The sequence below is a fragment of the Enterobacter sp. N5-15 genome, from assembly GCF_057221635.1.
This window is the reverse complement of sequence record NZ_CM170150.1, coordinates 2,344,889-2,369,934: the sequence shown is the minus strand read 5'-3', so window position 1 is coordinate 2,369,934 and position 25,046 is coordinate 2,344,889. Positions and strand designations below refer to the sequence as shown.

The 25,046-nt window shown below is 56.9% G+C and carries 23 protein-coding genes and 1 pseudogene; 7 read left to right on the top strand and 17 right to left on the bottom strand.

The window, feature by feature from the left end; all coding sequences use genetic code 11:
• Positions 1-2 precede the first annotated feature (2 nt).
• The 6 genes from urtD to AC2TE5_RS11250 form a co-directional block, all read right to left on the bottom strand.
• Positions 3-800, bottom strand: a complete 798-nt coding sequence (gene urtD / locus AC2TE5_RS11275) for an urea ABC transporter ATP-binding protein UrtD (protein ID WP_484613277.1) — start codon at positions 798-800, stop codon at positions 3-5.
• On the bottom strand, positions 800-1,873 hold the full coding sequence (urtC, locus tag AC2TE5_RS11270) for an urea ABC transporter permease subunit UrtC (protein WP_063142794.1): 1,074 nt from the start codon (positions 1,871-1,873) through the stop codon (positions 800-802). Before urtC ends, urtD begins: the two co-directional genes overlap by 1 nt.
• Positions 1,873-3,447, bottom strand: a complete 1,575-nt coding sequence (gene urtB / locus AC2TE5_RS11265; RefSeq protein WP_484613276.1) for an urea ABC transporter permease subunit UrtB — start codon at positions 3,445-3,447, stop codon at positions 1,873-1,875. Before urtB ends, urtC begins: the two co-directional genes overlap by 1 nt.
• Before the next feature lie 24 nt (positions 3,448-3,471).
• Positions 3,472-4,743 carry an urea ABC transporter substrate-binding protein gene (urtA, locus tag AC2TE5_RS11260; protein WP_133548938.1) on the bottom strand — a complete coding sequence of 424 codons (1,272 nt, stop codon included), beginning with the start codon at positions 4,741-4,743 and terminating at the stop codon, positions 3,472-3,474.
• 202 nt (positions 4,744-4,945) lie between these two features.
• The gene (locus tag AC2TE5_RS11255; RefSeq protein WP_484613275.1) at positions 4,946-6,049 is read right to left on the bottom strand and encodes a cobalamin-independent methionine synthase II family protein; all 1,104 of its coding nucleotides are present in this window, start codon (positions 6,047-6,049) and stop codon (positions 4,946-4,948) included.
• A 156-nt stretch (positions 6,050-6,205) separates the two neighbouring features.
• Positions 6,206-6,619 carry a rhodanese-like domain-containing protein gene (locus tag AC2TE5_RS11250; protein ID WP_023335689.1) on the bottom strand — a complete coding sequence of 138 codons (414 nt, stop codon included), beginning with the start codon at positions 6,617-6,619 and terminating at the stop codon, positions 6,206-6,208.
• Between the two features lie 73 nt (positions 6,620-6,692).
• Between AC2TE5_RS11250 and ftrA the strand changes: the two genes are divergently transcribed.
• The gene (gene ftrA / locus AC2TE5_RS11245; RefSeq protein ID WP_484613274.1) at positions 6,693-7,700 is read left to right on the top strand and encodes a transcriptional regulator FtrA; all 1,008 of its coding nucleotides are present in this window, start codon (positions 6,693-6,695) and stop codon (positions 7,698-7,700) included.
• A gap of 40 nt (positions 7,701-7,740) precedes the next feature.
• Positions 7,741-8,277, top strand: coding sequence for a dihydrofolate reductase family protein (locus tag AC2TE5_RS11240; protein WP_484613333.1), 537 nt, complete (start codon positions 7,741-7,743; stop codon positions 8,275-8,277).
• A 165-nt stretch (positions 8,278-8,442) separates the two neighbouring features.
• Here the strand turns inward: AC2TE5_RS11240 and AC2TE5_RS11235 are convergent, their stop codons facing one another.
• Positions 8,443-8,805 carry a hypothetical protein gene (locus AC2TE5_RS11235; protein ID WP_213327502.1) on the bottom strand — a complete coding sequence of 121 codons (363 nt, stop codon included), beginning with the start codon at positions 8,803-8,805 and terminating at the stop codon, positions 8,443-8,445.
• A 244-nt stretch (positions 8,806-9,049) separates the two neighbouring features.
• Between AC2TE5_RS11235 and AC2TE5_RS11230 the strand changes: the two genes are divergently transcribed.
• A complete protein-coding gene (locus AC2TE5_RS11230) occupies positions 9,050-9,280 on the top strand; it encodes a DUF2554 family protein (protein ID WP_213327501.1) in 231 nt (76 codons plus the stop codon).
• Here the strand turns inward: AC2TE5_RS11230 and AC2TE5_RS11225 are convergent, their stop codons facing one another.
• Positions 9,281-11,245, bottom strand: coding sequence for a peptidase U32 family protein (locus tag AC2TE5_RS11225; RefSeq protein WP_484613273.1), 1,965 nt, complete (start codon positions 11,243-11,245; stop codon positions 9,281-9,283). It abuts the gene before it with no gap.
• A gap of 80 nt (positions 11,246-11,325) precedes the next feature.
• Entirely contained in the window at positions 11,326-11,853 is a 528-nt protein-coding gene (locus AC2TE5_RS11220) for a helix-turn-helix domain-containing protein (RefSeq protein WP_213327499.1), read from the bottom strand.
• 92 nt (positions 11,854-11,945) lie between these two features.
• Between AC2TE5_RS11220 and AC2TE5_RS11215 the strand changes: the two genes are divergently transcribed.
• Positions 11,946-13,112: a benzoate/H(+) symporter BenE family transporter gene (locus tag AC2TE5_RS11215; RefSeq protein WP_213327498.1), complete on the top strand. Its 1,167-nt coding sequence runs from the start codon at positions 11,946-11,948 to the stop codon at positions 13,110-13,112.
• Here the strand turns inward: AC2TE5_RS11215 and AC2TE5_RS11210 are convergent.
• On the bottom strand, positions 13,092-13,964 hold the full coding sequence (locus tag AC2TE5_RS11210) for a helix-turn-helix transcriptional regulator (RefSeq protein ID WP_121423701.1): 873 nt from the start codon (positions 13,962-13,964) through the stop codon (positions 13,092-13,094). The two genes, AC2TE5_RS11215 and AC2TE5_RS11210, sit on opposite strands and share 21 nt — an antisense overlap.
• A 174-nt stretch (positions 13,965-14,138) precedes the next feature.
• Between AC2TE5_RS11210 and AC2TE5_RS11205 the strand changes: the two are divergent.
• Positions 14,139-15,034: pseudogene (locus AC2TE5_RS11205) on the top strand (DMT family transporter).
• Positions 15,035-15,068: 34 nt separating this feature from the next.
• On the opposite strand, the gene AC2TE5_RS11200 reads toward AC2TE5_RS11205, so the two are convergent.
• Together AC2TE5_RS11200 and AC2TE5_RS11195 are read right to left on the bottom strand one after the other, a co-directional pair.
• Positions 15,069-15,743, bottom strand: a complete 675-nt coding sequence (locus tag AC2TE5_RS11200; RefSeq protein ID WP_032657106.1) for a DUF3313 domain-containing protein — start codon at positions 15,741-15,743, stop codon at positions 15,069-15,071.
• A gap of 135 nt (positions 15,744-15,878) precedes the next feature.
• A complete protein-coding gene (locus AC2TE5_RS11195) occupies positions 15,879-17,474 on the bottom strand; it encodes an ABC transporter substrate-binding protein (protein ID WP_484613332.1) in 1,596 nt (531 codons plus the stop codon).
• 111 nt (positions 17,475-17,585) lie between these two features.
• Here AC2TE5_RS11195 and pepT point away from each other — a divergent pair, with 111 nt between their 5' ends.
• Complete coding sequence (pepT, locus tag AC2TE5_RS11190) at positions 17,586-18,815, top strand: peptidase T (RefSeq protein WP_484613272.1); 1,230 nt, start codon at positions 17,586-17,588, stop codon at positions 18,813-18,815.
• On the opposite strand, the gene tehB is transcribed toward pepT, so the two are convergent.
• On the bottom strand, positions 18,812-19,426 hold the full coding sequence (tehB, locus tag AC2TE5_RS11185; RefSeq protein ID WP_484613331.1) for a tellurite resistance methyltransferase TehB: 615 nt from the start codon (positions 19,424-19,426) through the stop codon (positions 18,812-18,814). The genes pepT and tehB overlap by 4 nt on opposite strands.
• A gap of 114 nt (positions 19,427-19,540) precedes the next feature.
• Here tehB and ydcK point away from each other — a divergent pair, with 114 nt between their 5' ends.
• Complete coding sequence (gene ydcK, locus AC2TE5_RS11180; RefSeq protein WP_484613271.1) at positions 19,541-20,521, top strand: YdcK family protein; 981 nt, start codon at positions 19,541-19,543, stop codon at positions 20,519-20,521.
• Here the strand turns inward: ydcK and rimL are convergent.
• From rimL to AC2TE5_RS11160, 4 genes are all read right to left on the bottom strand, one after another.
• Positions 20,516-21,055 carry a 50S ribosomal protein L7/L12-serine acetyltransferase gene (gene rimL / locus AC2TE5_RS11175; RefSeq protein WP_213327493.1) on the bottom strand — a complete coding sequence of 180 codons (540 nt, stop codon included), beginning with the start codon at positions 21,053-21,055 and terminating at the stop codon, positions 20,516-20,518. The two genes, ydcK and rimL, sit on opposite strands and share 6 nt — an antisense overlap.
• Before the next feature lie 103 nt (positions 21,056-21,158).
• Positions 21,159-22,814 (bottom strand): glucan biosynthesis protein, encoded by a 1,656-nt coding sequence (locus tag AC2TE5_RS11170; RefSeq protein WP_484613270.1) that lies wholly within the window; start codon positions 22,812-22,814, stop codon positions 21,159-21,161.
• A 242-nt stretch (positions 22,815-23,056) separates the two neighbouring features.
• On the bottom strand, positions 23,057-23,830 hold the full coding sequence (locus AC2TE5_RS11165) for a transporter substrate-binding domain-containing protein (RefSeq protein WP_025756391.1): 774 nt from the start codon (positions 23,828-23,830) through the stop codon (positions 23,057-23,059).
• 10 nt (positions 23,831-23,840) lie between these two features.
• Positions 23,841-25,010, bottom strand: a complete 1,170-nt coding sequence (locus tag AC2TE5_RS11160; RefSeq protein WP_213330521.1) for a pyridoxal phosphate-dependent aminotransferase — start codon at positions 25,008-25,010, stop codon at positions 23,841-23,843.
• Positions 25,011-25,046: the final 36 nt, after the last annotated feature.

The window sequence follows — 25,046 nt, the reverse complement described above, 5'->3', positions numbered from 1 at the left end:
CCTTAACGTCCCAGATAGACCTCAATCACCTGCTCGTTGGCCTGCACCTCGCGAAGCGAACCTTCCGCCAGAACCCGCCCCTGATGCAGCACCGTAACGCGATCGGCGATGGTTTCAACAAAGCCCATATCGTGCTCTACCACCATCAGGGAATGCTTACCCGCCAGCGTTTTGAACAGCTCGGCGGTGTATTCCGTTTCCGCGTCGGTCATCCCTGCGGCCGGTTCATCCAGCAGCAGCAGGTGCGGGTCCTGAACCAAAAGCATCCCGATTTCCAGAAACTGTTTTTGCCCGTGCGAAAGCAGCCCCGCGCGGCGGTCGCGCTCGCCGCTAAGGCGCAGCAAAACAAGCATTTCGTCAATGCGGTCGCGCTGTTCACCGTTGAGCGTTGCCCGCAGGCTCGCCCAGACGGATTTATCGGTTTTCATGGCGATCTCCAGGTTTTCCCACACCGTCAGCGCTTCAAAAACGGTGGGTTTCTGGAATTTACGCCCGATCCCCTGGCGGGCAATGCTCGCAGGCTCCAGCGCGGTCAGGTCGATGGACTGATCGTAAATCGCCCTGCCGCTCTTTGGCCGCGTTTTGCCGGTGATGACGTCCATCAGCGTGGTTTTACCGGCTCCATTAGGGCCAATCACGCAGCGCAGCTCGCCCACGCCGATATTCAGCGAGAGATCGGTCAGGGCCTGGAATCCATCAAAATTGACGTTAATGGCCTCAAGCTGAAGCACCGGGTCGGTCTGTTCACGGTAACGATCGCCGGGCAACTGGCGGGTAAATAACCCTTCGGCTGGCTGCATTATTTATCTCCCTTTCGAAACAGACCGTAGACGCCGCGCGGTAAAAACAGCGTGACGGCGATAAAAATCAGCCCCAGAAACAGCTGCCAGTATTCCGGCATCGCGACGGTGAAGAAGCTCTTGGCACCGTTCACCAGCGCCGCGCCAATCACCGGACCGACCAGCGTGCCGCGCCCGCCCAGCGCCACCCAGATGGCCGCTTCTATCGAGTTCGTTGGTGACATTTCACCGGGGTTGATAATGCCCACCTGCGGGACGTAAAGTGCCCCCGCCAGGCCGCACAGCACGGCAGAGAGCGTCCATACCAGCAGCTTGAAGCCGCGCGGATCGTAGCCGCAAAATGTCAGGCGATTTTCGGCGTCGCGAACGGCGGTCAGGATGCGGCCAAACTTGCTCTTCGCCAGCGCAAATCCGGTGCCCAACGCCAGGATCAGCAACAGCACGGTCGCCAGAAACAGCGCGATACGGGTGGTCGTTTCCGTCACCGAAAACCCGAGCAGCGTGGTGAAGCCGGTAAAACCGTTATTGCCGCCAAAACCGGTTTCGTTGCGAAAGAACAGCAGCATCCCGGCATAGGTCAGCGCCTGGGTCATAATCGAGAAATAGACTCCTTTTATTTTTGAGCGGAAGGCAAACCAGCCAAACACCAGCGCCAGCAGGCCCGGCACCATCACAATCAGCACCAGCGCCCAGGCAAAATGCTGGGTTCCCCACCAGAACCACGGCAGTTCGCTCCAGGAGAGGAACGACATAAACGCAGGAAGACCGTCCCCTGCGGCCTGGCGCATCAGGTACATCCCCATCGCGTAGCCGCCCAGGGCGAAAAAGATGCCGTGCCCGAGAGAGAGCATCCCGGCGTAGCCCCACACCAGATCCAGCGCCACCGCAACGATGGCATAGCAGAGGATCTTGCCAATCAGCGTCAGCATCCAGGTCGACAGCGCCAGCGGATGCGTCGCAGGCAGTAAGGCCAAAAACGGTAATATCAGCAAACACACCACCAGCAGGCTGCCTGCAAGTTGCGTTGTGCGCGGCGCTTTGCGCGCCAGCGTTAAGGTCAGCGGCTGGCTCATCAGTCAATCACCCTCCCTTTCAGCGCAAACAGCCCCTGCGGGCGTTTCTGAATAAACAGCACGATCGCCACCAGAATCACGATCTTGCCCAGCACCGCCCCCATCTGCGGTTCAAGAATTTTATTGAAAATGCCCAGACCAAAGGCCGCGGCTACGCTGCCTGCCAGCTGGCCTACGCCACCAAGAACGACCACGAGGAAAGAGTCGATGATATAACCCTGGCCCAGCTCCGGCCCGACGTTACCAAGCTGCGATAATGCCACGCCGCCTAACCCGGCAATCCCCGAGCCAAGCCCAAACGCCAGCATATCGACGCGACCTGTCGGTACCCCGCAGCAGGCGGCCATGCTGCGGTTCTGCGTCACCGCCCGCACGTTGAGCCCCAGACGGGTTTTATTCAAAATGAGCCAGGTAAAGAACAGCACCAGCAGCACGAAGCCCAGCACCACGATGCGGTTCCACGGCAGCGTAAGGTTGGCAAAAACCTGCACTCCACCGGACAGCCATGCGGGGTTGGCGACCTCCAGGTTCTGGGCGCCAAACGTCATGCGCACCAGCTGGATAATCATCAGGCTGATCCCCCACGTCGCCAGCAGCGTTTCCAGCGGACGACCGTACAAATGGCGGATCACGGTGCGCTCCAGCACCATCCCGATGCCCGCCGTCAGGCAGAACGCAACCGGCAGCGCGATAACGGGATAGATCGCCAGCCACTGGGGCGCAATCCCGGCCATCGCCTGCTGCACCATCCACGTGGCATACGCGCCCAGCATCAGCATCTCGCCGTGCGCCATATTAATGACGCCCAGCAGGCCGTAGGTGATGGCAAGCCCCAGCGCCGCCAGCAGCAGCACCGACCCCAGGGACAGCCCCATAAACGCCTGGCCCAGCAGATCGCCCCACATAAGTCGATGCTGGATCTGGCTAAGGCTCTCCTGCGCGGCGGCGCGCACCCCGGCATCCGGCTCTGTCTGTGCCTGGATAAACGGGGTAAGTCTGGACTCCACGTCCGGATCGTCAGACTGCCCTAATAATTCGACAGCCTTGCGGCGCACCTCTGCCTGCGGGCTGGCTAGCTGGAGATTCGCCACCGCCAGTAATAGCGCCTGACGTGCCACCGCGTCCGTTTCATCGTTTACCCGCTTTTCCAGAAAAGCGAGCATCCCGGGCTGGGCATCCCGCTGAAGCTGACGTGCCGCAGCCCGCCTTTCGGTGACGCTGTCACTCACCAGCTGATGCGTAGCGATGGCCGTGGCGGCCAGCACGCGCAGCCGGTTGGTCAGACGAACGGCTTTGGCTGGCCCTTCGGCCGCCTTAGCGTCACCGAGCGAGACCATTTGACCATTGCGCTGCGCAAAAGCGTGCTTTTGGCTGTCGGTATACAGATTTTCCTTTTGCAGCGCCTGCAGCAGCGGCAGCCTTACCGGGTCCGGCGCGACGGCCCATTGCGTCAACAGTTCCGCCTGCTGGCTGCGGCTGGCGGCAACAAAACGATCGGCATCCGATGCCTGCGCCATCCCTGGCAGCAGTCCGGAAAGCCATACAAGAGCGATGAACATACGCATGGCGTTCATGACGTTTCTCCCTGCGGTGATGGCTTAGTTGCTGGCGGTTTTCATCGGCTGATCGGGCTTTTTATCGTTTCCGGCGATGAACGGGCTCCACGGCTGGGCGCGCACCGGCTGCTCCGTCTGCCACACCACGTTAAACTGGCCGTTGCCTTCGATTTCGCCGATCATGACCGGCTTATGCAGATGGTGGTTGGTGGCATCCATGGTGAGCGTAAAGCCAGACGGCGCCTTAAAGGACTGGCCGGCCATCGCCGCACGCACTTTATCCACGTCGGTAGTGCCGGCTTTTTCCACCGCCTGCGCCCACATATGGATCCCCACCCAGGTGGCTTCCATCGGGTCGTTGGTCACCACGGTATCGGCGTTCGGCAGCTTATGCGCTTTGGCATAGGCTTTGTAATCCGCCACGAAGGCCTGGTTGGTCGGGTTATCCACGGATTCAAAGTAGTTCCACGCGGCCAGGTTGCCGACCAGCGGTTTGGTGTCGATCCCGCGCAGCTCTTCTTCGCCTACGGAGAACGCCACCACCGGCACGTCGGTCGCCTTCAGCCCCTGGTTAGCCAGCTCTTTGTAGAACGGAACGTTGGAATCGCCGTTGATGGTCGACACCACGGCGGTTTTGCCGCCTGCGGAGAATTTCTTGATATTGGCGACGATGGTCTGGTAGTCGCTATGGCCAAACGGGGTGTAAACCTCTTCAATGTCCTTATCTTCCACCCCTTTCGAATGCAGGAACGCGCGCAGGATCTTGTTGGTGGTGCGCGGGTAGACGTAATCGGTTCCCAGCAGGAAGAAGCGTTTCGCCGCGCCGCCGTCTTCGCTCATCAGGTATTCCACCGCCGGAATGGCCTGCTGGTTCGGAGCCGCGCCGGTATAGAAGACGTTCGGCGACATCTCTTCGCCTTCATATTGCACCGGGTAGAACAGCAGGCCGTTCAGCTCCTCGAAGACCGGCAGCACGGATTTGCGCGAAACCGACGTCCAGCAGCCGAACACTACCGCCACTTTATCCTGACTCAACAGCTGGCGCGCTTTCTCGGCAAACAGCGGCCAGTTTGAGGCCGGATCCACCACCACCGGCTCCAGTTTCTTACCCAGCACGCCGCCTTTCGCGTTGATTTCGTCGATAGTCATCAGGGCGACGTCCTTCAGCGGGGTTTCGGAGATGGCCATCGTGCCGGAAAGAGAATGCATGATCCCCACTTTGATGGTATCGGCCGCCTGCACGCCAAAACTCATTCCCATCGCCACGACGGACGCGGATAACGCAAAGGCTTTTAATAAGGTACGACGCTGCATATTTTCACTCCTGAAAAAGAACGCTGTGCGAAAACGTCCGTTACGGCATGGACGCGGAAATAAAAGTGTCAGCGAAGCAGGAGCAAAAAGGATGCCAGAATGGAGGAAGCGCTATTGCAGGCGGTGGAACGCAGGATGTAAAGAGAACGTCTCAGAATGGCACAGCGCTGCACTTTTATAATGCAGCGCTGAGGAGGAGGTTTTACCAGACTTCGCTGGCGATCTGCGTGACCAGACGGACTTTGTCCCACTGCTGGGTTTCGCTCAGGCTGTTGCCCTCTTCGGTAGAGGCAAAGCCGCACTGCGGGCTGAGGCAAATTTGCTCTTTTGCCACGTATTTCGCCGCCTCTTCCAGGCGGGCTTTGACACCCTCCGGGTTCTCCAGCTCGCCGTTTTTCGTGGTAATTAGACCCAGCACCACCTGCTGCTTGCCCGGTCGAACAAAGCGCAAAGGCGCGAAATCACCGCTGCGGTCGTTATCATATTCAAGGAAGAACGCGTCAACGTTGACCGTCCCGAACAGCACTTCCGCCACCGGCTCATAGCCGCCTTCGGAAATCCAGGTTGAACGGAAGTTGCCGCGACAGACGTGCAGCCCGATGGTCAGGTCGTCCGGCTTGCCTTCCAGCGCCTTGTTCAGGACGCGGGCATAGATGCGTGCCAGCTCATCGGCATCATCGCCGCGCTCGCGGATCTGACGGCGCTGATCGTCTGAACAGAGGTAGGCCCAGACGGTGTCATCCAGCTGCAGGTAACGGCAGCCCGCGTCGTAGAATGCGCGGATGGCGTCGCGCCAGGTGGTTGCCAAATCGTCAAAATACACATTCAGGTCCGGATACACAGTGGCATCAATATCTTTACGACCTCCGCGGAAATGCAGCACGCTCGGGCTGGGAATGGTCATTTTCGGCTGAGCATTGCCGCTGATGCTTTTCAGATAACGAAAATCTTCCAGCATCGGATGGTCACCAAAGCCCAGCTTGCCGGTCACGCGCACGCCGTGGGCTTTGGTTTGTACTCCGTTGAACTGTATGCCCTGCTGTGAATCGTAACGCTCAACGCCCTGCAGACCGTCGAAGAAGTCGAAGTGCCACCAGGCACGACGAAACTCGCCGTCGGTAACCACATGCAGCCCGCACGCGCACTGCTGCTCAACGATGTGGCGGATGGCGTCATCCTCTACCGCGCGAAGCTGTCCGGCATCAATTTCGCCGCTGGCGAACTTCAGGCGAGCCTGCTTGATGGCATCCGGGCGTAAAAAACTGCCGACTACATCGGCGCGGTAAGGGGCATGGTGTCGTTGCATGGAAATCTCCTCGGTCTGCCGGTATTAATTACCCGCAGTGATAATTCACTATTTGAATTTTTAGACTTCTGGATGTCTAAATGTCCAAAAAAGATGTCATACCTGTCCTGTTCCGGCAAACGAGAAAATTTCACGGGTGTTGAAAAAAATTCATCTTCACAGCGCGGCGGCGGTTTCGCTACTCGCAAAGGCGAACTTTTCATCTTCCCAGCCGGTGATGCCCCCGAGCATGATTTTGACGGGCAGCCCGAGGCGCGCCAGCTTCAGCGCGGCTCTGTCTGCGCCGTTGCAGTGCGGCCCCGCGCAGTAAACGACGAACAGCGTGCCTTCAGGCCATTGGGCCATGCGCTCGGCGGTAATCTGGCTCCGCGGCAGGTGCAGTGCGCCAGGCACGTGACGGCGGGCAAACTGCTCCGGGCTTCCCACCACGTGCAGCAGCACGAAGTCCTGCTCATGGTTGACGATGGCGTGATGCACATCGGCACAGTCGGTTTCGACGCTCAGGCGACGCAGAAAATGGGTAACGGCTTCCTGCGGCTCGGCAGCCGGAAATTCAGTAACATAGCTCATGATCCTTCCTCATCTTTGGCGTTTGTGTTAACACTACTCTATCCACAAATTCAGCCCGTGAATGCGTTCGCTTATGCCAGAAAACAGCAAAAAGATGACAAACTTAAGACAAATTTCCCGCCCGAAAGTGGTCGTGCTGGCGTATGACGGTCTGTGTACCTTTGAGTTTGGCGTAGCGGTGGAAATCTTCGGCCTGCCGCGCCCCGAGCTGGGCGACGAATGGTATCGTTTTGCGGTGGCGAGCGTTGATAGCGGTGAACTTCGCGCGACAGGCGGGATCCGCATTATTACCGATGGGGATATCGCCCTGCTTGAGTCTGCCGATCTGATCGTTGTTCCGGGCTGGCGGGGACTGGACTCACCGGTTCCGGATGCGCTCTGCGGGGCATTGCGTCAGGCCAGCGCGCGCGGGTGTCAGCTGCTCTCTATCTGCTCGGGCGTGTTTGTGCTGGCAGCATCGGGGCTGCTGAACGGACGTAAAGCCACGACGCACTGGCGCTACATTGACGCGCTGAAAGCCCGTTACCCTGACATCGACGTAGTTGAGGATGTGCTCTACCAGGACGAGGGCGATATACTGACCTCCGCGGGCAGCGCGGCGGGAATCGATCTCTGTCTGCACGTTGTGCGTCGTGATTATGGCCTGGAAACCGCCAACAGCGTGGCGCGTCGGCTGGTCATTCCCCCTCACAGGGATGGATCTCAGCCGCAGCAGCTGAGCCGCCCGGTGGCGCAGCTGCGGGAGAGCCAGCGGCTCGGCCAGCTGTTTGATTTCCTGCACACGCATCTCATCGAGGCGCACAGCGTCGACTCGCTGGCTCGCAGGGTCGGCATGAGCCAGCGCACTTTCCTTCGTCGCTTCGAAGCGGCGACGGGGACGACGCCCGCGCGCTGGTTGATCAATGAGCGCCTGCTGAGAGCGAAAGATTACCTGGAAAGCAGCCGGTTAAGCATCGACAGCATCGCTGAACAGACCGGGTTTGGTCAGGCATCGACATTGCGTCATCATTTTCGCCAGCAGTTCGCGCTTTCCCCGGCTCAGTATCGCAAACAATTTTCACGTCCCGGTACTGCCCGCTGAGGCGTTATTTTTATGGCTACACTGGCACACGGAGCACATGATGGTCACTACACACGTTTTTATCGCGGTCAGTCTTGATGGTTACATCGCCCGACAGAATGACGATATTGACTGGCTGCTGCAGCGCGACGATCCGGCGGAAGATCATGGCTATGAGGCGTTTATCGCGGACAAAGACTGCATCGTGATGGGACGAGGGAGTTATGAGAAGGTACTGACCCTTGACGCATGGCCTTACGATCGTCCCGTGCTGGTACTTTCCCGACAGCTGGCCGATACGCCCGTGCCGGAGGCGCTGAGGGGCAAAGTGCAGTTCTCATGCCGCACGCCAAAGGAGGTGCTTGAGGATCTCGCCGCGCAGGACGTTCATCGCGTCTATCTTGATGGCGGACAGGTGATCCAGTCGTTCCTGCGCGAAGGACTGGTAGCCGATATGGTGATCACGACCGTTCCTGTCCTGCTCGGGTCGGGAAAACCGCTGTTCGGAACGTTGTCCCAGGATATTGATTTGACCCTGATATCAAGCCGCAGCTTCCCTTCAGGCCTGGTGCAGTCGCACTATCGGCTGACGCCATAAACCCACCGCGACGGCCTGCACGCAAAAAAAAACCGCCAAAAATGGCGGTAAATGCTTGCATGGATAGATTTGTATTTTGGTCTCTACGTCCCGACACTCCATGGCCGGGCTGCGGATCCCTTACAACCTAACACCTGTTGCCTTAACGAACGCTAAACAACCTTATTAACCTGCATGGGTATTGATCTGCAAATAACGCATAAGGCCCTGCTCAGCGCTCTGTTTTGCGTCGTCATTAATGGCTTCAAGATAAAAGGAGCGTGCGACACCATAAGGTGCTTTTTCAGAGGGATACACCGCGAACTGGAATGTTTTTCCTCTTGCCTGATGAGTGCAATCTAATTCCCAACGCTGATCGTTCACTTTTTTGCTGGTGCAGGCAACGCCACCATAATCGCTGGTTAAATAGGAACCCACGCGAATTTCTGCAGACTGAATATATTCTGGTTCGTCATTACCTGCATAACGAACCCCTGCAACGGCTCCAACAGCCACCGCCAGAAGCGCAAGTGCTACTATTTTTTTCATTTATAAATGACCTGTTCCTTAGCCCAAGATATCTATTATATAAGATTAATCCTTAATGCAAATATCCAATTGTGGTCCAGAAATGGAGCTTTACAAAGATTCAGATGAATTTTAGGAAATGTCTTAACCGCTATTCCGAAACCACATTATTTGACATTTTCTTTGCGCTAATTTTAATTTTTGAATAATAACCCTAAAAAATAATCGACATGATTATCCCGCAGTGTTTTTCAGCGGTGGATCCATGATTAGAAAAGGGTTATCTCTCGTGATGCTTATCTGTGCGCTGTTTTCAGGCCAGCTTATGGCCGGGCACAAAGGACATGAATATTTATGGGTAAAGAATGTGGGGCATCAGCTTCGTCATGAAGCCGACAGCGATGAGTTGCGAAGCGCTGCGGAAGAGTCGGCGGAGGGTTTGCGCGAACACCACCTGTGGCAGAAATCGCGCAAACCGGACACGCACGTTCGGTGATTAGCTGCCCTTGCGTTTTGGCAGGGTTTTCATCAGGTCGTCCGGACTGACGGACGCCACGATACTGCCGGGCTGTGGCATTTTGAAGATGTGGTTTTTCATCTTGCCAATCACATGCATTTCGCAAGGACGGCAGTCAAACTTAAGGGTCAGAACTTCGTCACCGTTCACCAACTGCATGGGGGTGGCCTTCCAGCTCTTGATGTTCCCTTTCGCCTGTTTAGGACACAGGTTAAACGCAAAGCGGAGGCAGTGCTTGGTGATCATCACCGGCACATCGCCCTTCTCTTCATGCGCTTCGTAGGCAGCGTCGATCAGCTGCACGCCGTGGCGATGATAGAATTCACGGGCTTTATGGTTGTAGACGTTGGCGAGGAAGGATAAATGGGTGTCCGGGTATACTGGCGCAGGAACGGCTTCCGCTTTACGGCTACCGCGCGGATACTGTGCCAGGCGCGCGGCATCCAGCATCTCTGCCGTTTCACGGCGGAACGCGTTAAGCAGACTGTTCGGCACGAACAGCGCGTCCGGCAGATTCACGTCGATAGCGCGGGCGTAGTAAATCGTCTGGCCCAGCTTCGCCACGCCATCCTTCAGGCTGTTAAGCGCTTTTTCCGCGTTGTTCGCCACCTCAAACAGGCCATCGAGTGTATGCGTCACGCTGATGCCGTCTTCACAGGTCATGGTCAGAATCAGCTGCTCTTCCCAGCCGCCCAGTTCAATATCCACGGCGATACGGCGTTCGCTGGAGGTTTTCAGCAGCGCCTGCTGCCAGTTATGATCGAGGTTTCGGTTAAGCGCCGCGTTCGGCCGCGCCTTGTAGAGATCGGCTGGCATTTCATTCGGCCATACGCGGTAGCGGTTCTCACCGGTTTTCTCCACCGTATTGGCGCGGAAGCCCACGACTTCACGCTTGATCATCACGTTAAGGCCATCGCCGTTCGCCAGCGGTTCCGTCACTTCGACATCAAGGTGATCTTTCGCCACTTTCAGCACTTCACCGACCGGTAAACCGATAAACTTCGGTGAGTCAAACGCGCCGATATCTCCTTTACGGGCATTCACAAAATAGTCCGTGCTGCCGCGGTGGAACGTTTTGTCCGTCGACGGAATAAAGAAATGCTCGGTGCGCCCGGCCGACGCGCGCGCCAGGTCGCCGCGATCTTCGATGATGGCGTCCAGCATCTGGCGATAGTGCGCGGTGATGTTCTTCACGTAGCTCATGTCTTTGTAGCGCCCTTCAATCTTGAAGGAACGCACGCCCGCGTCTATCAGCGCGCCCAGGTTGGCCGTCTGATCGTTATCCTTCATGGAGAGCAGGTGTTTTTCGAACGCCACGACGCGGCCCTGATCGTCTTTCAGGGTATACGGCAGACGGCAGGCCTGAGAGCAGTCGCCGCGGTTGGCGCTGCGGCCCGTCTGCGCGTGGGAAATATTGCACTGGCCGGAATACGCCACGCACAGCGCACCGTGGATAAAGAATTCAATCGTCGCGTCTGTCGCCTGGTGAATATCGCGGATCTGATTCAGGTTCAGCTCGCGCGCCAGAACGATCTGTGAAAAGCCGACGTCGGAGAGAAACTTCGCCTTCTCAACCGTACGGATATCACACTGGGTACTGGCATGGAGCTCAATGGGCGGAATATTCAGCTCAAGCACGCCCATGTCCTGAACGATCAGGGCATCAACGCCGGTCTGGTAGAGATCGGTAATCAGACGTTGCGCAGGCTCCAGCTCATCATCATGAAGAATGGTGTTCAGGGTCACGAACACTTTCGCCCCGAAACGGTGGGCGAACGGCACCAGTTCAGCAATATCGCTCAGGCTGTTGCTGGCGTTATGGCGGGCACCGAAGCCAGGGCCACCAATGTAAACGGCGTCAGCGCCGTGAAGGATCGCTTCACGGGCAATGGCGGCGTCGCGGGCCGGGCTTAAAAGTTCAAGATGATGGGATTGCAGGCGCATACTTCGTCGTTATCCGTTATGGTCAAAATGGCGGCTATTGTAGTCAGAAGTATGCGTCAGCGAAACAGTTTTGCGTAGCGTCAGCGGGGATAATGAATCAGGGAGTGAAAATGCACCGTCCGCTCGCTGCTGTTGCGGTAGGCGTGCGGTTTATCGCCGGCAAAACGGACGCCCGAATCGGCAGAAATCGTCTGCCATTTGCCGTCAAGCTTCATCTCCAGCTCGCCGCTGACCACCACCACATGTTCAATCACCCCGGCCTCATGCGGCGTGGATTCACTCAGCGCACCGGGTGCCAGCGTAATGGAGAAATAATCAAACCCGAGCGTCTCGTCCCACGGAAAGAGCGGTTTGACCACCATCGCCTGCTGCTGCGGGTCAAACACCGCCTGCCGATCCGCCTCCGGCGTGATGAACGCGGAAAACGGGACGTTCAGTCCGGTGGCAATTTTCCACAGCGTCGACACCGTCGGGCTGGATTCATTTCGCTCGATTTGCCCGAGCATGGCTTTCGACACGCCGGTCTCGTCCGCGAGCTTCGACAAACTCCAGCCGCGCACCTGGCGCAGCGTTTTCAGCGTTGTTGCAAGATGTAGTGTGATGTCCATGTTCCCTCCTGATGGCGATAAGCATACCACTTGTACGCTATAGCGCACAGTGTTACCTTATACCGGACGTTATAACGCACAACGGAGTTTCCATGCGCCCTTCCTCTCACCTTGTTCCAGTCGCACTGGCTGGATTTGTCGCCGTGCTGGTCGGTTACGCCAGCTCGGCCGCCATCATCTGGCAGGCCGCCGCTGCGGCAGGCGCCAGCGCACAGCAGATTGCGGGCTGGATGACCGCGCTGGGGATTGGGATGGGGGTCAGCACGCTGGCGCTTTCCTGGTGGTACAAAGCGCCGGTGCTGACCGCCTGGTCGACGCCCGGCGCGGCGCTGCTCGCCACCAGCCTGCACGGCGTGACCCTGGCTGAGACGATCGGCGTGTTCATCTTTGCTAACGCGCTCATTTTACTTTGCGGCATCACCGGACTCTTCGCCCGTTTGATGAGGCTGATCCCCCATTCGCTTGCTGCCGCCATGCTGGCTGGGGTGTTGCTGCAGTTTGGCCTGCATGCTTTTGCGCATCTTGAGGGACACTTTCTGCTGTGCGGCAGCATGATTGCGGCGTGGCTGCTGGCCAAAGCGCTGGCGCCGCGCTATGCCATCGTGGTCACGCTGCTTGCAGGCGGTATCGTGGCATGGGCGGGAGGTGACGTTGTCACCGATAGGCTCGCGTTCTCCCTTGTGATGCCTGAGTTTATTGCGCCCACGTTCACCTTCACCAGCCTGGTGAGTATCGGCGTGCCCTTCTTCCTGGTCACCATGGCATCGCAAAACGCGCCGGGTTTCGCTACGATGAAGGCTTCCGGTTACCCGCTGGCCGTCTCACCGCTCATCATCGTTACGGGTGCGCTGGCGCTGCTGCTTTCCCCTTTTGGCGTCTTTTCTATCTGTATCGCGGCCATTACTGCCGCCATTTGTCAAAGCCCGGATGCACACCCGGATGCCGATAAACGCTGGCTGGCGGCCGTCGCAGCCGGAGGGTTTTATCTGCTGGCGGGGATTTTCGGCGGTTCGATTACCGGGCTGATGGCCGCCCTGCCGCTCAGCTGGATCCAGACGCTGGCCGGTCTGGCGCTTCTGGGCACCATCAGCGGGAGTTTATATCAGGCGCTGAATCACGAAGCGGAGCGCGACGCGGCCATCGTGACGTTCCTGATGACCGCAAGCGGCGTCACGATCCTCGGCATCGGTTCGGCATTCTGGGGGCTGGTGCTGGGCGGCGTATGCTATGCCCTGTTTTCACGCGCTCGCCGCGCGTAGCTGAGAAGGCGTCATACCCGTCGCGCTGCGAAAGCGGTTGCTGAAGTGGCTGGCGGAGTTAAACCCGCAGGCAAGGGCGATGTCCGTCAGCGGCGTCGAGGTGTGCTGCACCAGGGCCTTCGCTTTTTCCATTCGCCTCTGCATCACGTACTGATGCGGCGCCAGCCCCGTTGACTGGCGGAACATGCGGGCGAAATGGTATTCGCTGAGGGCGGCCTGCGCCGCCAGTTCAGCCAGCGTCAGGGGCTGTCCCAGGTTCTCTTCGATAAAGGCCAGCACGTTGCGCAGCACGAATGGCGATAGCCCTCCGGTGACGACCGGCAGCTTCCACTGAACGTTAGAGTAGTTTTGCAGCAGATGGGTCAGGAGCAGCGTAGAGGCCGTGCTCAGGGTGAGCTGGTTGGCGTGCTGCTGCCAGTCGCAGCCGAGCAAAAACTGGCGGTACAGCGCGGTGATCTTCGGATCGCTACCAAAAATGCGCTCGTCCAGCGTCAGCGAGAGCGGCCGCTTGTCCCAGATCTTTTCCCCAACGTCGCGCAGGTGCTCATCGGTGCAGTAGAGATGCACAAACGACAGGTCATCACGGATATCCCACGTTGATTCGCTCTCTTTTGGCATCAAGCAGAAACGGTCCGGTCCCCCGCCGTTCTTCCAGCCGCCCGGCGTTTTTTGGTAGCTTTCGTAGCCGTCCGCCACGTACAGGCTGAGGGTATGATGGTTGCTTTTTACCGTTATCGTATCGTGCTTGTTGTACCACGCTGCCAGCTGAATGCCCGAATTCAGCGAGACGGTTTCCCGCAGGACCGCATTCTGTTGGCAAAGCGTTTCAAAGGTATCGTAAGCGTGAGACATAACCGTTAGCGCGTGATTGACTGGAATATCAGTCTAAGAAGAGTTGTCTCCCGTTGCCAGTCCCCGGGGAAGAAAAAAGCGCAAGAATTTGCAAGTCACCCGCAAGTTGGTGAAAGCCCGTCGCGGATCTCAGCGCCATACTGCGGGCTTCCGTGGTTTGAGAAGAGAAAAAGTATGAACGCATTATTATACGGACTGGTGGTGGTCATCTGGGGAACCACCTGGATTGCGATTTTCCTGCAGCAGGGTCCCGTAGCCGCGCCCGTCTCTATTTTCTGGCGCTTCGCCGTCGCCAGCCTCACGATGATGGTGGTGTTAGTCGCCCTGCGACGCCTGCGCAAGCTGGCGCTGCGGGATCACCTCTATTGCATGCTCCAGGGATGCTGCGTTTTCTGCTTTAACTTCTGGTGCTTTTACACCGCAGCCTCGCACATCAACACCGGGCTTGAATCGGTGATCTTCTCCATGGCCGTGCTCTATAACGCCATTAACAGCTTTATTTTCTTCGGGCAGCGCCCGCCCGCGCGGTTCTGGACGGCGGCGGCACTGGGCCTGATCGGGATCGTCACCCTCTTCTGGGACGATCTGCTGGCCAGCGGCTGGAGCGCGTCGCTCCTGACCGGGATTGGTCTTTCCGCGCTCGGCACCTACGGCTTCTCGCTGGGCAATATGATCAGCATGCGTCATCAGCGCAGAGGCCTTGAAACCATGACAACCAACGCCTGGGCGATGCTCTACGGTACGCTGGTGATGGGCTGCATTGCCCTGTTCAGAGGCGACAGCTTCGCGCCTGAGTGACCATCAGCTACGTTGGCGCGCTGCTCTATCTGGCCCTGTTTGGTTCGGTCATTGCCTTTGGCGCCTACTTCACGCTGGTGGGACGCATTGGTCCGGGCAAAGCGGCCTACAGTACGCTGCTCTTCCCGCTGGTGGCATTGTCTATCTCCACGGTGTATGAAGGCTACGTCTGGCATATCAACGGTATTGTGGGCTTATTGCTGATTCTGGGGGGAAATATGGTGATGTTTACCAAACCAGAAACCTGGTTCAGGCGCTTACGAACGGCGTAAATAAAAAGGCCTGCATTACGCAGGCCGTTTTATGTTATTTAGCGGGTTTTTTCACATCAAACATGGTGGCATCCGTCGCCATATCATCAACAACCTGCTTCAGCGTCGCAAAGGTCATTGGCGTACTTTCGTTGTTCAGATCTTTACCTTCGCCTTTACGCACCACCTTCATGACCGGTTTGTTGGTGGCCGCATCGATCAGCTCACCTTCAAAGAAGAGATGCGTGTCCATGGTGCGATGCCCGGTTGCCATCTGCGTACCTGCCACCACCAGCGCGACCGGCACCACTTCATAGAACTGCAGACCCTCTTTCTGCGAACTCACCCCGGTAATTGCACCGCGGAAAATCAGGCTGTGTTTACCCGGCGTGGTCACAATTGGCTTACGCGTACCAATAGCCGTTTTCATTTTGGTATTGGTGTAATTCAACAGCTCATCAAGCGTTTTTTGCCCAATTTGAGTGGTTGGTTTTGGCGTTGGATAATAAGTAATCGGCGTCCAGAGAATACTGTCGTAATTCGCTTCGTTATAGGAAGGGTCAACCCAACGCAGCGTTGGTTTTCCCGTCGCCGAGGTCGTTTGCTGCAAGCCCGAGTAATCTTTTAAAAAGCCAGAATATTGTTCTGGCGCGGCGACTTTTGAAGAACAGCCCGCCAACGCCAACAGACCAGTAAGCACTGCAACTTTAAAAAAAGTTTGAGTACGCATGATAGTTTTCCATGTTATCTGCAAGTATGCATTTGAAGTTATAGCAAAAGACTGACGGGTTTGTTGTGACAAAAAATGATGCGGGGAGCACAAATTGCGAAAAGACTGCCCGGAGGCGTGCCGGGCAGTGAAAAATTACTGATTTATATCGAGTTGCCAGAACAGATGTTTGCCAAACGGGTCGATTTCATAGCCCGTCACCTCCTTGCGCACCGGTTCGAAAATGGTTGAATGCGCAATCATCACCGCGGGCATCTGGTCATGCATCATCTGCTGAGCCTCTTTATACAGCGCCACGCGTTTATCGCGATCGGTCGTTGATTTAGCTTCCGCAATAATTTTATCAAAGGGCTTATAGCACCATTTCGCCGAATTTGAGCCGCCGTTTGCCGAGGTACAGGTAAACAGCGGACCAAAGAAGTTATCAGGATCGCCCGTTGCGGTCGTCCATCCCATCAGCGCGGCCTGATGTTCGCCGCCCTTCACGCGCTTGAGGTATTCGCCCCATTCGTAGGTGACGATTTTGGTCTGTACGCCGATTTTCGCCCAGTCGGCCTGAATCATCTCCGCCATGCGTTTCGCGTTCGGATTGTACGGACGCTGCACCGGCATCGCCCACAGGTCGACGCTCACGCCGTTGGCAAAACCGGCCTCTTTCAGCAGCGCTTTCGCCTTTTCGGGATCGTAATCGTAATCCTTAAGCTCGCTGTCTGCGCTCCAGACGCCCGGCGGCAGCAGGTTCTTCGCCGCGGTGCCTGTGCCGTGGAACACGGCATCAATGATGGCCGGTTTATTGATGGCCATTGCCAGCGCCTGACGGACTTTTACGTTATCCAGCGGCGGCTTTTGGGTATTGAAAGCCAGAAAACCGGTGTTCAGCCCGGCTTTGCTCATCAGGTTGATGTCTTTGTTCGCCTTCATGCGCGGCAGATCCGCCGGGTTCGGGAACGGCATCACCTGACATTCGTTCTTCTCAATTTTGGCAAAACGCACGGAGGCATCGGGTGTGATGCTAAACACCAGCCGATCCAGCTTCGATTTCCCCTGCCAGTAGTCTGCAAACGCCGTAAACAGGATCCGCGAATCCTTCTGATACTGCGCCAGCTTAAACGGCCCGGTGCCGATGGGCTCCATATCCACCTTCTCCGGCGCGCCCGCCTTTAGCATCGCGTCGGCATACTCCGCGGAAAGGATCGAGGCAAAATACCATGCCAGATCGGCGACAAACGGCGCTTCCGGGTGGGCCAGGGTAAAGCGCACGGTGTGGTCATCCACTTTATCAATGCTCGTTATCAGGCTGCCAAACTCCAGACTTTCGAAGTTGGAGTAGCTGCCGTTAGAGACGTTGTGGTAGGGATGATTCACGTCTTTCTGGCGCATAAACGAGAAAATCACGTCGTCGGCGTTAAAGTCGCGGGTCGGCGTGAAGGATTTATTGCTCTGGAACTTGACGCCCTTACGCAGATGGAAGGTATAAACCTTGCCGTCGTCGCTGACCTCCCAGCGCTCCGCCAGGCTTGGCACCAGCTCCGTGGTGCCGGGTTTGAAATCGACCAGCCGGTTATAGACCGGCACGGCGCTGGCGTCTACGCTGGTTCCCGAGGTGTATAACTGAGGATTAAAGTTTTCCGGCGATCCTTCGGAGCAATACACCAGCGTTTTCGCGGCAACGGTGGAACTGACCGTGAGTGCAGCAAGTGCCAGCGCTAAAGTTGTGAGTTTGCTTTTCATCATTTATTCCTGTCTTTTTAATTCGACGGCTAATTAATTCTTTTGCCATTTCATAAATAACATTAAAGTGAGATGGCAAACACCTGAAAAATAAATAAGGAACAAATCACTATGGGCTCGCCGCTTTCCAGACAATTAACGCACCGTTTTTTCCGCTATCTCGCTATCACCAGCCAGAGCGACCCCAAAGTCAAAACCCTGCCCTCAACGCCGGGCCAGCACGACATGGCGCGGGAGCTGGCACAGGAGCTGGCACAGCTGGGGTTAGACGACATTGTGATTGATGAATTCGCCACGGTAACGGCGGTAAAAAAAGGCAACGTTCCCGGCGCGCCGCGCATTGGCTTTATTACCCATATTGATACCGTGGACGTAGGATTATCACCGAATATTCATCCACAAATATTAACCTTTACCGGTGAAGATCTCTGTCTAAATAAAGAGAAAGACATCTGGCTGCGGGTTAAAGAGCATCCTGAAATTCTGGCTTATTCGAATGAGGAGATTATTTTCAGCGACGGAACCAGCGTATTGGGCGCGGATAATAAATCGGCGGTCACGGTCGTTATGACGGTGCTGGAAAACCTGACGGCAGAGCATCGGCATGGGGATATCGTCGTGGCATTTGTGCCTGATGAAGAGATCGGCCTGAACGGTGCAAAAGCGCTGGATCTTAAGCGCTTCGACGTCGACTTTGCCTGGACCATCGACTGCTGCGAGCTGGGGGAAATTGTCTACGAGAACTTTAATGCGGCAGCCGCTGAGATCCGCTTTACCGGCGTGACGGCGCACCCGATGTCCGCCAAAGGCGTGCTGGTGAACCCCCTGCTGATGGCGACTGACTACATCAACCATTTTGACCGCCAGCAAACGCCAGAGTGCACCGAGGGACGTGAAGGCTATATCTGGTTTAACGGCATTCAGGCCAGCCAGAATGAGGCCATTCTTAAAGCCAATATCCGGGACTTTGACAAGGACAGCTTTGCCGCCCGCAAGCAGCAGATTGCCGACATTGCCGCGCTGATTGCCGCCCAACATCCCACGGCCACGGTCGACTATCGCATTGAAGATACCTACAGCAATATCAGCAATGCGATTGGCGAAGACCGACGCGCTATCGATCTGATGTTTGAGGCGATGGAATCGCTCGGCATCACGCCGAAACCGACGCCTATGCGCGGCGGGACCGACGGCGCGGCGCTCTCGGCAAAAGGGCTGCTCACGCCGAACTTCTTCACCGGCGCGCACAACTTCCACTCGAAGTTTGAATTCCTGCCGCTGTCGTCGTTCGAGGCGTCTTACAACACTGCGCTGCAGATCTGCCTGCTGGCCGCCCGTTAAGCGGGCTTGCGTGCCAGCATAGTGGCAAAGCGCAGCTTGATGCGGTTGCCGTTTTCATCGGTGCGGTGCAGTTCGCCAACGTCTTCGTTGTATTTGAGCAACTCCCAGCCTTCATAGTAGTTGCTCAGCTCACCGGTTTTAAACGCAAACGGGAAGCCGACTGTGCACGGATAATCCGCCGTATCCATGGCGGCAACGATCAGGTTGTAGCCGCCCGGCGTCGTACAGCGCTGCATGTTGGCGATAAGTCCCGGGATGGTTTTTGATTCCAGGAACATCAGCACCACGGTGGAGAGAATGAAATCGTACTCGCCGTCAAAACTCAGGTTGTTGAGATCTTTAACTGCCGTCTGGAGGTTATCGATCCCTTCTTCCTCCTTGATGCGCTCGATATTATCGATGCTCATCGGGTTCTTATCCCACGCGGTCACCTCGTAGCCGTTGGCTGCCAGAAAGAGGCTGTTACGGCCATTGCCGCAGCCCAGATCCAGCGTTTTACCCGGTTTAATCTTTTGCGCACTGAACAGCACCTCTGAATGGGTGCGGGTTAAGCCATATTTCTCTGTGAAGTAATTCTCATCGACGGTCATTATTTTTTCCTGAGCCTGCATACGTTTAAAGTGCATCCTGAATGCCATTTTAAGGCGTTTACCGTCTGGTTGCCAGTCGTTCGAAAACCGAAAAATTTGCTACGTTTAGTTATGACGCTTATCAGAGACATAAAGATGAACAAATATCGCCTTAGCGACGAGACACGCCTCTGGCAATGGAAAAACGACGACACTACCCACTCCGTCACGCTGCGGCAGATTATCGCGACAGTGGATTTTAACGACGTGACGGCCGGTACCAAAGGCGGCTGGATTGATGACGAGCGCGCCCTCGCGCAGGACGGCGACTGCTGGATCTACGACGAAAACAGCGTGGTGTTTGCCGGTGCCGTCGTGTCCGGCAACGCGCGCCTTACCCTGCCGTGCGTCGTCAGCCATGATGCCCGTATCGGCGACAGCTGCTGGCTGGATGCGGCAGAGGTCAGCCACGGGGCGCGCATCAGTGACAACGTCACCATTCAGCAATCCTGCGTGCGCGGCGAGTGCCATATTTACGGCGAGGCTCGCGTACTGCATCACAGCGTGATAATTGCTGCCAAAGGGCTAACGCCGGACCATGAGCAGATCCTGCAAATCTACGATAAGGCAACCGTCAGCCAGTCGCGCATTGTGCACCAGGCGCAAATCTACGGCGAGGCGATGGTCAACTTTGCCTTTGTTGAGCACCGCGCTGAAATATTCGACAGCGCCATCCTCGAAGGTAACGACCTGAATAACGTCTGGGTGTGCGACTGCGCAAAGGTCTATGGCAGCGCCCGCGTGATTGCCGGTTTTGACGATGATGCCATCCCGACGGTGCGCTACAGCTCGCAGATTGCGGAGAACGCCGTGGTGGAAGGAAACTGCGTCATCAAGCACCACGTCCTGATTGGCGGTCAGGCATGGCTGCGCGGCGGGCCGATCATGCTGGATGACAAAGTGGTGATCCAGGGACGCGCGCGGATAAGCGGCGATGTGCTCATCGAGCACCGGGTTGAAATCACCGATGATGCGGTCATTGAAGCGTTTGCCGGTGAGAGCATTCACCTGCGCGGCGAAAAGGTGATTAACGGCGACCAGCGCATCACCCGCACCCCGCTGCTGGGGGCGTTATAGGGTAGCGATCTTCCCGTAGATATTCACATCGTCAAAGCGACCGTTCAGGTATTCCGCTTCCCGCAGGCACCCTTCCAGCGTAAAACCGTTGCGCACGGCAACGCTGTTGCTGTGCTGATTCGCCACCCGACACTTGATCACAAAACGCCGGACCTCCCCGCGTTCGACGTAGTAGCGCATAAACGCCTGAAGTGACCGGGAGAGAATGCCCTGCCCCTGGCGATCTTCATCCAGCCAGTAGCCGATGTACCCGGTCTTGTTGGCAGGTTCAATCGTATTAAACGACAGCACGCCGACCAGTTCATCACCCGCGAAGATCAAAAACATTTTGGCGTAGCCGCGCTGGTGCAGCATCTGGTTACTCTGCACGTTGCGGCGGGTATCCTCTTCGCTGCCCACGTGCTGCGCCCAGTCAAAGGCAGTTTGCAGAAAGGTTTTGTTTTTGACGACGAGATTGTGCAGGTCGGTGGTGTAACGCTCTTCGACGGCGCGAAGCTCGATATCCTGGGTAACGGGGATAATTTCTGAAGACATAGTGCCTCGTCATTGCCGGGTGGCGGCTTCGCCTTACCCGGCCTACAGTATCGAAACGTAGGCCGGGTAAGGCGAAGCCGCCACCCGGCACAATCCCACAGGGTTAACGCATTACCCTGTCATCAACGTAATGACGCTTGTCCGGCGCCGGTGGGAAATACTGATACAGCCAGGTTTCGCTGATGGCATCGCCCTGGCAGCGCAGGAACAGACGCATATCCACCGGCTCCGTCGAATCCGAGGTTGGATACCAGTCAAACAGAATGCGATAGCCGTCAAACGGCTCAACGTAGAGGATCTCAACCTGCTTCGCTTCACCGCTGGAGAGTGTGATCACCGGCTCAATGCCTTTTGGCGCAGCGGCCTTCAGGTCGCCGCCGACGAAGTCGATGGCAAAGCGACGGGCCCACACTTTCGGGTAATTTTCGCCCGGTGCCCAGCCTTCCGGGAAGCCGCCCATACCGGTACGGGTAGCGAAGACGTTGGCCAGCGGAGAACGCACCGGCGGCATGGCGCTCCAGTACAGACGATATTTAAAGTCCAGCTCGTCGCCCGCCTTCACCGGTTTTTCCGGCTGCCAGAAGCAGACCACGTTATCCAGCGTTTCACCCGTGGTCGGGATCTCCATCAGGCCAACCGCACCTTTACCCCAGTCGTTACGCGGTTCAACCCACAGGCTCGGGCGTTTGTTATACCAGCCCATCACGTCCTGATAGTGCGAGAAATCGCGATCGAGCTGCAGCAGGCCGAACCCTTTCGGGTTTTTGTCCATATAGGCATTGAACTGCAGCTTCTGCGGGTTGTTCAGCGGACGACAAATCCACTCCCCGTTGCCGCGCCACATTGCCAGGCGGTCGGAGTCATGAATTTGCGGATGGATGGTGTCACACATGCGGCGTTCGTTATTGCCGCAGCTGAACATGCTGGTCATCGGCGCGATGCCGAGCTGCTTGATGTCCTTACGCGCATAGAGATGGTTTTCCACCTCCATGATCACCTGGCTCTTCTCGCAGTGGATCACGAATTTATAGGCACCGGTTACGCTCGGGCTGTCCAGCAGCGTATAGACGGTAAAGGTCGTGTCGCCGGGTTTGACGGTTTCAAACCAGAAGGAGGTAAAGTCCGGGAACTCTTCCGGCGTGTCGGTAAAGGTATCAACCGCCAGACCGCGGGCAGACAGGCCGTACTGATAGGTGTCGTCCACCGCGCGGAAGTAGCTCGCGCCCAGGAAAGAGACGATATCGCGACGCGCCAGTTCAGGGGCCTTAAAGGCGCGGAAGCCCGCAAAACCGAGATCGCTTTGCCCTTCCAGCTGCCTGGTATCCACACCCGTTTCGCCGTAGCTGAACAGCTCCGGACGGAAGTGGATCTCGCGCGCCATAGAGGTAGACTGGTCCAGCGAGAACATCCGCACGCGGCGACGGAACCCCATCCCCATGTGGAAGAACTGCACGTCCAGCTGACGCCCTTCAATGTTGTTCCACAGTGACTGTTTTTCATCGTAGCGGATGGCGTTGTACGCCTGCGGCGTCATCGTTGCCAGCGTGTCCGGCAGCGGACGCGGCGCGCCACCCCACGGGGTTTTCGCCAGGTCATGCGCCATGGATTGCAGTACGGAGAAGTCAAAACGACGGCTCTGGCCGTCAGCAATGTCAGAGTCGGCAGCGTACGCCGCTTTGGAAAACAGGGAAGCAAGGCCAGATGTGCCGCTCAGGGCTGCCACTGCCAGCGAGCCTTTTAGAAAACGTCTGCGATTCATGCCTGGAAAAACGTCCTTATGGTCGTGTGAATGTGTTTCGCGCTCGGCGAAATGACGGCAAGAAAGAACGCACAGCCTAAACAAAAATGGTTAAGAATCCAATTGTTGGCCGGTGATTATCTGAACAAAGTGAGAAATATTTTCTGTCGACCAGAACGGCCCGAAAGTGGTGTAAAGAAAGCCTGGAAAATGTGTAGAAAAATGCCCCGTCAGGACATCAGCTGACGGGGCGAATGAGGCGGTTATTTTACGCTGACATCGATACCCGGGAAGTACTTATCAGCGAGTTTAGCGATCGTGCCGTCGGCACGTACTTTATCAATCGCGGCATCAAGCTGCTTTTTGGTGGCCTCATCACCTTTGCGCAACCCAAAACCGATCCCACTGCCGAGGATAGTGTCGTCAGACACCGGTTTGCCGATGAAGCCAAACCCTTTCCCCTGCGGCTTGCTCAGGAAACCTGCCTGCCCGGCCGCGGACATGACCAGCGAGGCGTCGATACGGCCATTCAGCAGATCGCCCCAGGCCATATTCTGATCTTTATAAGACACCACGGTGACACCCTGCTTTTCCCAGTGCTCTTTCGCATAGGTTTCCTGAATGGATCCCTGCAGCACGCCGATGGTTTTACCCTTCAGCCCTTCTGGGGTTGCCTCAACCGCCGTACCGGCCTTGCCGACCAGCTGCGACGGGATACGGTAGATCGGCTGGGTAAAATCAATGCTCTTGCGGCGCTGCTCGGTAATGTTCATCGCCGAGTTGATGGCGTCAAATTTCTTCGCCACCAGGCCCGGGATCAGCGCATCAAACGAGGTTTCAACCCAGCTGCACTTCAGCGCTGCCGCTTTGCAGATGGCGTTCCCCAGCTCAACGTCAAACCCTTCCAGTTCGCCCGCCGCATTGCGGCTCTCAAACGGCGGGTATTCCGCTTCCAGACCGTAACGCAGCTCGGTAGCCGCGAAGGAAGAAAAAGTACACAGCAATCCCATGCCGACAACTAACGCGCGTAATTTCATCTAATACTCCTCAGCGTGGTTTAACCCGACACAGGGCCTGGGCACCTGCCCGTAACGTCGCCTCATCTTTGGCAAAAGAAAGACGAATCAATTTATTATCCGTACCGTCCGCATAAAACGCCGACAGCGGAATAGTGGCGACGCCATACTCAACGATCAGCCGTTTCACCAGCTCGCTGTCGCGCTCGTCGCTGAACTGGCTATAGTCCGCCAGCATGAAGAACGAACCGGCGCTCGGCAGCAGCGTAAAAGGCGAATCGGCCAGCAGGCTGTGCAGCAGATCGCGCTTGCGCTGGTAAAACGCCGACAGCGACAGCCAGGTTTGCGGGTCGACCATATGTTCAGCAAACGCGTGCTGCATTGGCGTATCGGCAGAAAACATTAAAAATTGATGGACTTTACAAATCTCGTCCATCAGTACCGCCGGTGCAACACAGTAACCCACGCGCCACCCGGTGACGTGATAGGTTTTTCCGAAAGAGGAAATAATCACGCTGCGCTCCGCCAGCTGCGGATGCGTGGCCATACCGTGGTGCGGCTCATCGTCAAAAACGACGTGTTCGTACACTTCGTCAGACAAAATAATGATGTCGGTATTGCGCGTCAGCGCCGCCAGCTGCTGCAGGTCATTAGCGGAGAAGACCTGGCCGCTCGGGTTATGCGGCGTATTGATGATGATCATGCGCGTGCGCGGGGTGATCGCGGCGCGAACCTCATCCCAGTTGACGGCAAAATCCGGCACGGTGAGCTTGATGGCAATCGGGGTTGCCCCCTGCAGACGGACAATCGGCGCGTAGCTGTCAAATGACGGCTCAAAGTAGATCACCTCATCACCCGGATGCACCAGCCCGCTTATTGCCGAATAGAGCCCTTCGCTGGCGCTGGCAGTCACCAGCACCTCGCTGGCAGGGTCATACTGCGTGCCGTAGAGCGTGGCGATTTTATCGGCAATACGTTCTTTGAGCGGCTGCAGGCCGGTCATTGCCGCATACTGGTTATGCCCCGCCTCCATTGCGCGGGTGACGCCCGCAATCAGCTTCGGGTCGCAGGAAAAATTCGGTGCGCCCTGAGAAAGGTTAATCGCGTTATGCTGCGCCGAGAGCTGGCCGATAACGGTAAAAATGGTGGTTCCCACATCTGGCAGTTTGGAGCGCGTTTGCACAGGCGTTCGTAAAGTCATCCTCTTTCCCTTCTCATGGACATTGCATAACTATTC

Coding starts and splice junctions, on each gene's coding strand:
- ydcK (WP_484613271.1), top strand. CDS start 19,541: ATGAACAAATATCGCCTTAGCGACGAGACACGCCTCTGGCAATGGAAA.
- AC2TE5_RS11225 (WP_484613273.1), bottom strand. CDS start 11,245: ATGCGCCTGCAATCCCATCATCTTGAACTTTTAAGCCCGGCCCGCGAC.
- AC2TE5_RS11200 (WP_032657106.1), bottom strand. CDS start 15,743: ATGCGTACTCAAACTTTTTTTAAAGTTGCAGTGCTTACTGGTCTGTTG.
- urtA (WP_133548938.1), bottom strand. CDS start 4,743: ATGCAGCGTCGTACCTTATTAAAAGCCTTTGCGTTATCCGCGTCCGTC.
- tehB (WP_484613331.1), bottom strand. CDS start 19,426: ATGCAGGCTCAGGAAAAAATAATGACCGTCGATGAGAATTACTTCACA.
- AC2TE5_RS11240 (WP_484613333.1), top strand. CDS start 7,741: ATGGTCACTACACACGTTTTTATCGCGGTCAGTCTTGATGGTTACATC.
- ftrA (WP_484613274.1), top strand. CDS start 6,693: ATGCCAGAAAACAGCAAAAAGATGACAAACTTAAGACAAATTTCCCGC.
- AC2TE5_RS11250 (WP_023335689.1), bottom strand. CDS start 6,619: ATGAGCTATGTTACTGAATTTCCGGCTGCCGAGCCGCAGGAAGCCGTT.
- AC2TE5_RS11235 (WP_213327502.1), bottom strand. CDS start 8,805: ATGAAAAAAATAGTAGCACTTGCGCTTCTGGCGGTGGCTGTTGGAGCC.
- urtD (WP_484613277.1), bottom strand. CDS start 800: ATGCAGCCAGCCGAAGGGTTATTTACCCGCCAGTTGCCCGGCGATCGT.
- AC2TE5_RS11220 (WP_213327499.1), bottom strand. CDS start 11,853: ATGGACATCACACTACATCTTGCAACAACGCTGAAAACGCTGCGCCAG.
- AC2TE5_RS11210 (WP_121423701.1), bottom strand. CDS start 13,964: ATGTCTCACGCTTACGATACCTTTGAAACGCTTTGCCAACAGAATGCG.
- AC2TE5_RS11170 (WP_484613270.1), bottom strand. CDS start 22,814: ATGAATCGCAGACGTTTTCTAAAAGGCTCGCTGGCAGTGGCAGCCCTG.
- AC2TE5_RS11165 (WP_025756391.1), bottom strand. CDS start 23,830: ATGAAATTACGCGCGTTAGTTGTCGGCATGGGATTGCTGTGTACTTTT.
- AC2TE5_RS11255 (WP_484613275.1), bottom strand. CDS start 6,049: ATGCAACGACACCATGCCCCTTACCGCGCCGATGTAGTCGGCAGTTTT.
- AC2TE5_RS11160 (WP_213330521.1), bottom strand. CDS start 25,010: ATGACTTTACGAACGCCTGTGCAAACGCGCTCCAAACTGCCAGATGTG.
- AC2TE5_RS11215 (WP_213327498.1), top strand. CDS start 11,946: ATGCGCCCTTCCTCTCACCTTGTTCCAGTCGCACTGGCTGGATTTGTC.
- urtC (WP_063142794.1), bottom strand. CDS start 1,873: ATGAGCCAGCCGCTGACCTTAACGCTGGCGCGCAAAGCGCCGCGCACA.
- pepT (WP_484613272.1), top strand. CDS start 17,586: ATGGGCTCGCCGCTTTCCAGACAATTAACGCACCGTTTTTTCCGCTAT.
- AC2TE5_RS11230 (WP_213327501.1), top strand. CDS start 9,050: ATGATTAGAAAAGGGTTATCTCTCGTGATGCTTATCTGTGCGCTGTTT.
- AC2TE5_RS11195 (WP_484613332.1), bottom strand. CDS start 17,474: ATGAAAAGCAAACTCACAACTTTAGCGCTGGCACTTGCTGCACTCACG.
- rimL (WP_213327493.1), bottom strand. CDS start 21,055: ATGTCTTCAGAAATTATCCCCGTTACCCAGGATATCGAGCTTCGCGCC.
- urtB (WP_484613276.1), bottom strand. CDS start 3,447: ATGAACGCCATGCGTATGTTCATCGCTCTTGTATGGCTTTCCGGACTG.